The organism is Atopobium sp. BS2 (genome assembly GCF_000565075.1).
Taxonomy (GTDB): domain Bacteria; phylum Actinomycetota; class Coriobacteriia; order Coriobacteriales; family Atopobiaceae; genus Lancefieldella.
Map to the genome: position 1 here is coordinate 1 of NZ_JDFG01000016.1, position 9,474 is coordinate 9,474.

Annotated in this window: 6 protein-coding genes; 4 read left to right on the forward strand and 2 right to left on the reverse strand. The window is 48.4% G+C overall.

Translation table 11 applies throughout. The annotated features are described in order from the left end of the window. Window positions 1-357 precede the first annotated feature (357 nt). Window positions 358-1,323, reverse strand: a complete 966-nt coding sequence (locus tag HMPREF1492_RS02120) for a zinc dependent phospholipase C family protein (protein ID WP_035435460.1) — start codon at window positions 1,321-1,323, stop codon at window positions 358-360. 105 nt (window positions 1,324-1,428) lie between these two features. Here HMPREF1492_RS02120 and HMPREF1492_RS02125 point away from each other — a divergent pair, with 105 nt between their 5' ends. Both HMPREF1492_RS02125 and HMPREF1492_RS02130 read left to right on the forward strand, forming a co-directional pair. Next, complete coding sequence (locus HMPREF1492_RS02125; RefSeq protein ID WP_035435461.1) at window positions 1,429-2,007, forward strand: manganese efflux pump MntP; 579 nt, start codon at window positions 1,429-1,431, stop codon at window positions 2,005-2,007. 44 nt (window positions 2,008-2,051) lie between these two features. Then, window positions 2,052-3,338 carry an ABC transporter substrate-binding protein gene (locus HMPREF1492_RS02130; protein ID WP_035435463.1) on the forward strand — a complete coding sequence of 429 codons (1,287 nt, stop codon included), beginning with the start codon at window positions 2,052-2,054 and terminating at the stop codon, window positions 3,336-3,338. Between the two features lie 119 nt (window positions 3,339-3,457). On the opposite strand, the gene HMPREF1492_RS02135 is transcribed toward HMPREF1492_RS02130, so the two are convergent. Then, window positions 3,458-5,551: a glutamine synthetase III family protein gene (locus HMPREF1492_RS02135; protein ID WP_035435465.1), complete on the reverse strand. Its 2,094-nt coding sequence runs from the start codon at window positions 5,549-5,551 to the stop codon at window positions 3,458-3,460. A 245-nt stretch (window positions 5,552-5,796) separates the two neighbouring features. On the opposite strand from HMPREF1492_RS02135, the gene polA reads away from it, so the two are divergent. Both polA and rnhA read left to right on the forward strand, forming a co-directional pair. Then, entirely contained in the window at window positions 5,797-8,535 is a 2,739-nt protein-coding gene (gene polA, locus HMPREF1492_RS02140; RefSeq protein ID WP_084054962.1) for a DNA polymerase I, read from the forward strand. Window positions 8,536-8,569: 34 nt separating this feature from the next. Further along, window positions 8,570-9,082 (forward strand): ribonuclease HI, encoded by a 513-nt coding sequence (gene rnhA, locus HMPREF1492_RS02145; protein WP_084054963.1) that lies wholly within the window; start codon window positions 8,570-8,572, stop codon window positions 9,080-9,082. The last annotated feature ends 392 nt before the right edge of the window (window positions 9,083-9,474 follow it).

Consider the following 9,474-nt stretch of genomic DNA (forward strand, 5'->3'; position numbering starts at 1 on the left):
GGCAGCTAGGCGGTCGCACTACCTGATATGCATCTCTATGCATAAACTTCATCTAATATGCTCAAACATGAATAGACTTATATAAGAAATTTAACTATCGATAAATTCTGTATCTACGGAACACACCTAAGTCGGATATTCTGCTCAGATGCGGGCACTTTACACATCTAATGACGATAATCTGCATGTTTGTGGTAATTTCCGCGTCATGTATACGTCTTTTTAACAGATTATCCGACTTAGGTGTGTTTTGAACTGCCTCCTATTTCTCGTGTCCAAGAAATGGGAGGCAGTTCAAAGGTAGCCGCTTTTCTCTTACGTGTTTGAATGCTCAACACATTTGTATTTTGCCGTGAGTTAGTCCTCGTCATCAACCATTTCTACAACGGGTTTGCCCATGTAATTGATACCGTCGACCAGCTCTTCCAGGGTGATTCTTTGACCTAAGATAGTTGCCTGAACAAGCTCTTTGTAGAACTCACGAGCTTCATCCATAAGATCAAGAATACATTCAGTCTTAATTTCTCCTGTGTAAGGCTCTTTCCAGGGAAGACGCTTGAGATTAGCGGTAGGGAAGTCCTCAGTCATAACAATACGGTGAGCCATTGCGGCAACGTACGAATTGTTTGAAGGACGCATGAACTTCTCGGTCTTGTATAAAACGTCAGGAAGCTTGGTAGTGTATTTAGGATCAGTGCGCTCTACCGTGTGGTAAATGCGAGCGTAGTCCTGGAGGGCTTTCTCGTACTCACCAACGCCAACATTAAGGCCAAATACCTGAAGCGCTACTTGCGAGAAAAGCGCGCCACCAACGTGTTTGGTGGATTCAATGGCTTCAAGCACCTCAGCTGGTGGAAACGTCTCAACGGTAGTGTGGCGCATGTGCCAAAGAAGATATGAATCCAAATCCGTTTCGATAATAGGATGGAGCTCTCTGTAGGCATTTTTGAGAGATGGTTCCGCCTCAATCAGCGCATCTTGCTGGGAATACACAAACGGATGGACAATTCTATCTAGTGCGTAGTGTGCTAAGAGGCCAAGCGCAAACGCACGCCCAGCTGGCATGTCGCTCTGCGGCAGGCGAGAAACCCCATCGCGAATGGATAAAAATGCGTCAACAATATGGCCTGCGTGCATACGACGATGCAGCCTATTGCAGGCAAGTGAGTGGTTTGGCCAGGCTAGATGACGAGCCAAGAAAGGATCAGGTCCCTGGTTTCCAAGCAAGAACGCATTGACCTCTGCGTCAGTTGCAACAAGCTCTTGTGGTAAATCATGAACCACCTCTGCACCAAACAGATAGTGGGTTATTAAAGCAGGCATAACACTCCTTGTAGTTTTTCAGTATAAGAGTAGCTGAAAAACGCTCATAGGCGTTAAAATTTCATCTTTGTGTTACAAGATTTAATGATACCTAGGAACTCACACATGGGTCTACTGGAAATTTTTCTGCTTGGTGTGGCGCTTGCAACAGATGCGTTCTCTGTCACCATCTCTAATACTTTTGCCTTCGATGACCATAGGTTTTCTCGCCTCATGCGCATGCCTCTTTTCTTTGGCCTCTTTCAGTTTGGTATGCCTCTTGCCGGTTATTTTGTTGGCGGCATTGCAGCAGAATTGATTGAAAAGTATGCAGGAATGGTCTCTTTAGTCATCCTTGGCTTCATCGGTTCAAACATGCTGTACAGCGGCTATAAGGCGCTCAAAGAAGACGCTTCTGAGGAAGATGAGGAAGAAGCCCAGCAAAGTGCTACGACGCTCTCTTTTGGAAAGCTGCTCTTTCAAGCTGTTGCTACAGCAATCGACGCATTTGCTGTTGGGGTAAGTTTTAGGGCACATAGTGTAGACATCTTGGTTGCCTCGGCGCTCTTTGGCATTATTACTGCAATTCTCTGTACCATTGCTCTGTTCATTGGCAAAAAACTTGGCTCTCTTCTGGGTGACCGTGCCGAGATGGTGGGCGGTATAGTACTTATCCTGATTGGACTAAAAGCCTTTTTTGGATAAAATCTGTTTGACCAGACGGATTATGTAGCAGGTAAGGAGGTAGCGTGAAGTTTATCCCAGATTGTCTGCGCCAGAAGATGCATAAAACTTTTGGACCAAAAGACCCTGATGAGAAGATCACTCCACCAACTGCCACTTCTGTTACTAGAACCTCATTTATTATCCTGGCTGTCTCGGCGGTTGCTGCACCTGTAATAGCTACGGTAGCAAACGTTTTGAGTCCAGGAATTTCTTATGTTCAGCAGGAGCTTCTTCCTCCACAGCTTAATTCAAAAGTTCCAGGCTACGCTCGAGCGCTTATTCAACTTGCGCAACGAGAGGGCTCCCTCAATCTTTTATGTACTTCCAAAGATGCGGTAAAGCCCCTGGTAGAAACATATTCAAGAATGTTTTCTATGCCTGTTACGGTGGGTGAGGCAACGGAGGAAGAAATTCAGGAGTTTATTCAGCAAACATATACTTCTGGTAAGAGTTTGGAGTCTGAAACTTCTGATACCAAATCTGGTACTGATTGGGGTTTTGAGAAACCCGATGTCATTTTCTTGGCAAGCGAAGCTCTCATGCAAAATTTTGAGACTTCCGCATATTGTCAACCGTTTGAAGTTTCTTCAACAGACCAGTACGTGCGCCCTGAGTTTTTTGACACCACTGGACAATGGTACGCCTACGCTGCAGATCCATTGGTTTTACTGGTAAATCAAGAACGCCTTAATGAGAAAAAGATTTTGCGTCCTCACGAATGGACCGACCTTCTTACAGAAGGCCTGCGTGGAAGGTATGTTATTCCTGACCCCGCACTTACGTATGCGGGCAAGAAGTTTGAATCGCTCTTTTTAGGACAGTATGGTCTGGATAAAGGCGCTCAAATTATCCAAAGTCTCTTTGAAAATGTTGACGCATTTTCTGAGAGCACCTATCAAGCTATTAGAGACACAGGATTTGGCAAGTATAGGGCTTGTGTTTGTCCGCTGAGCGCTGCGTATAGGGCAATTACTAAAGACGATTTTGATAATCTTTCAGTCATTCTGCCAGGCACTTCTTATTTCTCTACGATAAGGTCATTTGTATGTCAGGGGTCAAAACATACGTATTCAGCGTATTTATGGCAGGAATTTATTACTAAACGAGATTCTGCTGAACACATGGGAGAAATGGACTCGTTCTTCTCGCCAGTTATTGAGGGAACGCCAACTCCCTGGTATGCAAGCCGCCTTAATTTAACTGTAGTGAGCGAATCAATGCAGATAGCTCCTGCTCCTACCGATGCTGAAGGCAATCTCATCAAGCTCGAAGACGTTCATGCTGCATACAGCAAGTTGGTCGACGCATAATCTTTGCCACATCGTAAGAGTTTGAATACAAAAAACGGCCCAGGTAAACTGAGCCGTTTTGCTTTATAGGTGGAGTGGCGAGAAGACCGGGTTTCTCGCCAAGAAGCTCTGATGAAGAACTAGACGTAGAAGAGCATCTTGTTGTAGCTAGGAACTGGCCACCAGTCATGTCCGCAGATGAGCTCCATGGAGTCAACGGCGCTGCGCAGGCGGGCCATGGCAGGAAGAACTTCATTGCAGTAGTATTCGCACTGCTCCTGAGGCTGATCCTTCATCTGGTGAGCTGTGGTATTGATCTCATCAAGGCTGTTGGTAGCTGCGTAAATCTCGTCAATACCTGCAGTGAGCCTCTCAACAATCTCTGTTTCTGCAACGCTCTTGATACCAATAGCCTGTTTAGCAGCAACTGAAGAGGCAACATCACTTGAGTAGGTAAAGAGGGCAGGCAGATACATGTGGCGCGTCATATACAGCATAGTACGAGCCTCAATGTTGAGAACCTTAGCGTATTGCTCTGCCTTTGCAACGTAGCGAGCTTGTGCTTCTGCCTGGGAAAGAACACCGTAGCGCTCAAAGAGCTTAATGTTCTCTGGAGCAACCATTGCAGGAAGCGCCTCAGGGGTGGTGCGGAGGTTTGGAAGGCCGCGCTCTTCGGCAAGTTTCTCCCAATCGCCTGAGTAGCCATTGCCTTCAAAGAGGATGCGCTCGTGAGCTTTGAAGGTATCAATAACCCACCTCAAAGCTTCCTTGGTAAAGTTCTCCTCAGAAGCGTCTTCAAGATCGTTTGCAAAGCGGTCACACTGCTCGGCAACAATGGTGTTCAAAATGACGTTAGGATCAGAGAGGTTCTGCTGGCTGCCGCACATACGGAACTCAAACTTGTTACCAGTAAACGCAAAGGGGCTGGTACGGTTTCTATCCGTGTTGTCCCTAAGAACCGCAGGAAGTGTTGGAACGCCAAGATCCATACGAGTGCGCTTTGCACCGTGAACATCAGAGCCAGTGATGAGGTCATCAACAATTACAGAAAGCGCAGCACCCAAAAAGACTGAGACAATCGCTGGTGGAGCCTCGTTTGCGCCAAGACGGTGATCGTTTCCAGCAGATGCAACCGACATGCGCAGAAGGTCTGCATGAGAGTCAACAGCGGCAACAAGGCACGCAAGGAAGACTAGGAAGCGGAGGTTCTCGCCAGGCTTATCGCCAGGTTCAAGCAGGTTCTCGTTATCTGCGGAGAGTGACCAGTTGTCGTGCTTACCGGAGCCATTGACGTACTCAAAGGGCTTCTCGTGCTCAAGGCAGGCAAGGCCGTGGTGAGGAGCAAGAAGCTTAAGCTTCTCCATGGTTAGAAGGTTGTTGTCAATAGCAAGTGCTCCCTGCTCAAAGACAGGTGCAAGCTCATGCTGGCAAGGAGCAACCTCGTTATGCTTGGTTTTTGCAGGAATGCCTAGCTTCCAGAGCTCGTCATCAAGCTCTTTCATAAAGTTATTGACGGTTGGACGAATGGCGCCAAAGTAGTGCTCATCAAGCTCTTGGCCCTTGCTTGGCTCACAACCAAAGAGGGTACGACCACACAGAATAAGGTCAGGGCGCTGCTCAAAGTCTTCCTCTTTGATAAGGAAGTACTCCTGCTCAGGGCCAATGTTTGTAACAACGCGAGAAGGCTCTTGTCCAAAAAGTGCAAGAACGCGCTTGGCCTGCTTCTCTAGGGCAACCTGGGAACGAAGCAGAGGAGTGCGCTTATCCAGAGCTTCTCCGGTGTATGAAATAAATGCTGTTGGAATGCAGAGGACTTCATCTTTGATGAAAGTTGGGCTTGCAGGATCCCAAACCGTGTAACCGCGAGCCTCAAAAGTGGCACGCAGACCGCCAGAAGGGAAGCTTGATGCGTCAGGTTCGCCCTGTACCAGCTCTTTTCCCGAGAAGGACATCAAAATAGTGCCGTTTCCCTGAGGAGTCATAAAGCTGTCGTGCTTCTCGGAAGTAATACCTGTGAGAGGCTGGAACCAGTGGGTGAAGTGAGTAGCGCCTTTTTCTAGCGCCCACTCTTTCATGGCATGCGCAACCTCGTTTGCAATGTCGAGGTCAAGCGGTTTGCCGTCCTGGATGACACTACGAAGTTTCTTGTACGTTGGCCTTGGCAGGCGTTCTTGCATGTCTGCGTCGGTAAAGAGAAGTGAGCCAAATTCCTGAGAAACTTTGTCGTGAGCCACAGCCCCTCCTTGTGGGTAAATGCTGGCAGTTAGTCTGTTTTCTCGCGTGCTAGGCACGTTATGTTGGTTGTTATTTTCGCACGTTTGCCACTGAGAGGGTGGCGAGGATGCAAACAGAAACATAACGATTACAAAAAATTTAGTCGCCGCTAGAAGAGACGTGGGCTTTGTTTCCGGAGGCTCTGGCGCGCATAAGCGAAGAAAGTCTTAGTACAATAGAGGTACACAAACAAAGAGGAGCAGGTATGTCTGATACTACTATGCCAGTTGATATTACAGATCAAAACGACGCTACGTCAGCTAAAGAAGATGCAGCTAAACCGCGCAGAACCATTGCAGTTATTGACGGAAACTCACTCATGCACAGAGCGTTCCATGCAATCCGTCAGCCAATGGCAGCTCCAGATGGTACGCCAACTGGCGCGCTGTTTGGCTTCTTCAACATGTTTATCAAACTTGTTGAGTCCTTCTCGCCAGATGGTGTCATTTGTGCGTTTGATAAGGGCAAGCCACAGGTTCGCATTGATATGTTGCCTCAGTACAAGGCCCAGCGTCCTCCTATGGACCCTGCTTTGCACGCACAGTTTCCCATAGTCAAGGAGCTGCTCAAGACGCTGGATGTTCCTGTCTGCCAGCTTGAAGGCTGGGAGGGCGACGATATCTTGGGTACCCTTGCCCGCCGCGGTGAGGCAGAGGGTTATCAGATGCTGCTCTTCACGGGTGACCGCGATATGTATCAGCTCTCCACAGAAAACGTCAAGATTGTCTCTACGCGCAAGGGCGTCTCTGACGTCTCAATTATGACACCAGAGACTGTGGCAGATCTCTATGCAGGTATTACGCCTGAGCTTGTTCCAGATTTCTATGGTCTTAAGGGAGATTCTTCCGACAACATTCCGGGCGTTCCCGGAATTGGCCCCAAGAAAGCCGCTGCGCTGATTGTGGAGTATGGCTCGCTTGACGAGGTTATTGCCCATGCTGACGAGGTCAAGGGTAAGGTGGGAGAAAACCTTCGCGCTCATATTGATGACGCGCTGCTCTCCCGTAAGGTTGCTACTATTCGCACTGATGCGCCGCTTGATATCAACCTGGAAGATGCTCAGTTCCCAACGTTTGATCCAAATGACGTGGTCAAGGCTTTCTCGGCTTTGGGCTTTACGGGCATGACCTCAAGGCTTGCTCGCATGGCTGGTGGCTCTGCCGCTGGTTCAGTTGCACAAACCGCCTCTGCGACACCTGCGCTTCCTATTCCGTCAGAGTATTTGCAGGCAGGAGACGCATCTGCTGCTCTGACCGCTGCTCTTGAGAACCAAGAGTGGATTGGCGTTGCAGAGGATTCTGCGGCGGACGCTGGAGCACTCTTTAGCCTTTCTCGCACACTTTGGGTGTCTACAGAAAAGGCACTTCTTAAGTTTGAGGGAGAAAATGCAACTGCTGCACTCTTGCGTATTTTGCGAGAAGCCCGTGTTGCTGCAGACGATGTCAAGGCGCTGCTGCACGAGGTAAGCCCTGTTGATTCGTCTGAGCCACAGAAGATGGATATTGAAACCATTGATTCTGATCGCCTCTTTGACACAGGCGTTGCTGCCTATCTACTTGAGTCTGATCGTTCAAGTTTTGATATTAATGGCTTGGTTGAACTGTACTTTGGCTCTGAGCTTCCTGAGCCTACAGATGAGATCCCTGCAGCAGCATTAAGAGCAGTAGCTGCAAGAAACCTTTTTCCTGTACTGACTAAAAAGCTTGAAGACGATGGCTCATATGAGCTGTTTGCTGCGCTTGAAATGCAGCTTCTACCGGTCCTTGCCGCAATGGAGCGTCGTGGTCTCTACGTTGATCCTCAAAAACTTGCTCAGCAGTCTGCCCAGCTAGCGGAAGATATTGCGCAGCGCGTGGCAAGTATTCACCAGACTGCAGGTGAAGATTTCAACTTGGATTCTCCAAGCCAGCTTTCTCATATCTTGTTTGACGTGCTTAAACTTCCAACCTATGGCCTCAAAAAGACGCGCACTGGTTTCTACTCCACCAACGCAAAAGTTCTAGGAGAGCTGGCGCAGGAGTACCAGATTGTTGCTGACGTCCTTGAATATCGTGAGCGCGCCAAGATCAAATCAACCTATCTCGATGCGCTTCCTGCACTTATTCGTGGCGATAAGCGTATCCACACCACGTTCAACCAGACTGTTGCTGCAACAGGTAGACTTTCCAGCTCTGATCCAAACCTGCAGAACATTCCTACCCGTTCTGAGCTTGGACATCGTGTTCGCACTGCCTTTACCGTTCCCGAGGGCAGTGTGTTTCTCGCCTGCGACTACTCTCAGATTGAGCTTCGCCTGCTTGCGCATCTCTCGGCTGACGAGCACCTGGTAGCAGCATTTAACTCTGGTGCTGACTTCCACGCCGCAACTGCCGCCCGTGTCTTTGGCGTACCTGTTGAAGAGGTCACTCCAGCGCTTCGTAGCCGTGCTAAGGCAGTTAACTTTGGCATTGTCTATGGTCAGCAGGCCTTTGGTTTGGCAACGTCTCTTAAGATTTCCCGCAAGGAAGCACAAGAGATGATTGACCGCTACTTTGATGCATATCCTGGTGTTCGAGCATACCTTGACGATTCCGTCCGCACTGCTCACGAGACTGGTTATGCGATTACCATGTACGGCCGCAAGCGCCACATTAGAGAGTTCAACCAGTCAAATCGCCAGCTCATTGCCTTCGGTGAGCGCACTGCAATGAATCACCCTATGCAGGGAAGTGCGGCAGACATTATCAAGATTGCAATGATTAATGTCGAGAAACGCCTGCGTGATGAAGGCCTTACGTCAAAGCTAATTCTTCAGATTCACGACGAACTTGACTTGGAAGTTCCAGAGTCAGAGATTGAGACAGTCTCTACGCTGGTAAAAGAGACCATGGAAGACGTTGTTACCCTGCGTGTTCCTCTAATTGCCGATGTCAGCTATGGTTCCAATTGGGCTGAGGCAAAGTAAACACGTAAGCAACACGTTCTAGAGGAGATTTGGTATGGAGGCTACAACCTCATACATGCACGTCACAGTCTATACAGACGGTGCGTCTCGAGGAAACCCTGGTCCTGGTGGCTATGGGGCCGTGCTTCTATATACCGATCCCTCCGGCCAGCAGCATACAAAAGAGTTCAGCCAAGGTTATAAAACTACCACAAACAACCGCATGGAACTTCTTGGCGTCATTGTTGCACTTGAGGCCCTTAAGCGTCCTTGTCAGGTAGAGCTCTATTCCGATTCCAAGTACGTAGTTGATGCGTTTAATCAAAAATGGGTTTCGGGGTGGATTAGAAAAGGCTGGAAAACGGCATCTAAAGAACCGGTCAAAAACGTAGACCTTTGGAAGCGCCTGCTTGCTGCTATGGAAGACCATGAGGTGAGCTTCAAGTGGGTTAAGGGTCACGCAGGTCATCCGCTTAATGAGCGCTGCGATCAGCTGGCCACTGAGGCTGCTGACAGCTCGCATCTCCTTGATGACCAGGGATTTTTTGCAGACCCGCCATTGCTGTAACCTAAACGCACGAGGCGAGAAGCCCTTCTCGCCCTACGTATTCGCTACAAGAAAACAGCCGCCTGTGAACTACCTCCCATTTCTTGGACATAAGAAATGGGAGGCAGTTCATATGCGGGTGATTATGATTCTGCAGCGCGTTAGCGTCGGCTTTTAGGCCTGGCGCACAAAATAGCGCAGCTTTGGTAGGTTCTGTTGAAGAACTGACATGTTTCTAATCTAGATAGCCAGGCAGCTAGGTGGTCGCACTACCTGATATGCATCTCTATGCATAAACTTCATCTAATATGCTTAAACATGAATAGACTTATATAAGAAATTTAACTATCGATAAATTCTGTATCTACGGAACACACCTAAGTCAGATATTCTGCTCAAATGTGGGCATTTTA

Excerpts from the sequence above, each read along its gene's own strand:
- rnhA (WP_084054963.1), top strand. The coding sequence starts at position 8,570 with ATGGAGGCTACAACCTCATACATGCACGTCACAGTCTATACAGACGGT.
- HMPREF1492_RS02120 (WP_035435460.1), bottom strand. The coding sequence starts at position 1,323 with ATGCCTGCTTTAATAACCCACTATCTGTTTGGTGCAGAGGTGGTTCAT.
- polA (WP_084054962.1), top strand. The coding sequence starts at position 5,797 with ATGTCTGATACTACTATGCCAGTTGATATTACAGATCAAAACGACGCT.
- HMPREF1492_RS02125 (WP_035435461.1), top strand. The coding sequence starts at position 1,429 with ATGGGTCTACTGGAAATTTTTCTGCTTGGTGTGGCGCTTGCAACAGAT.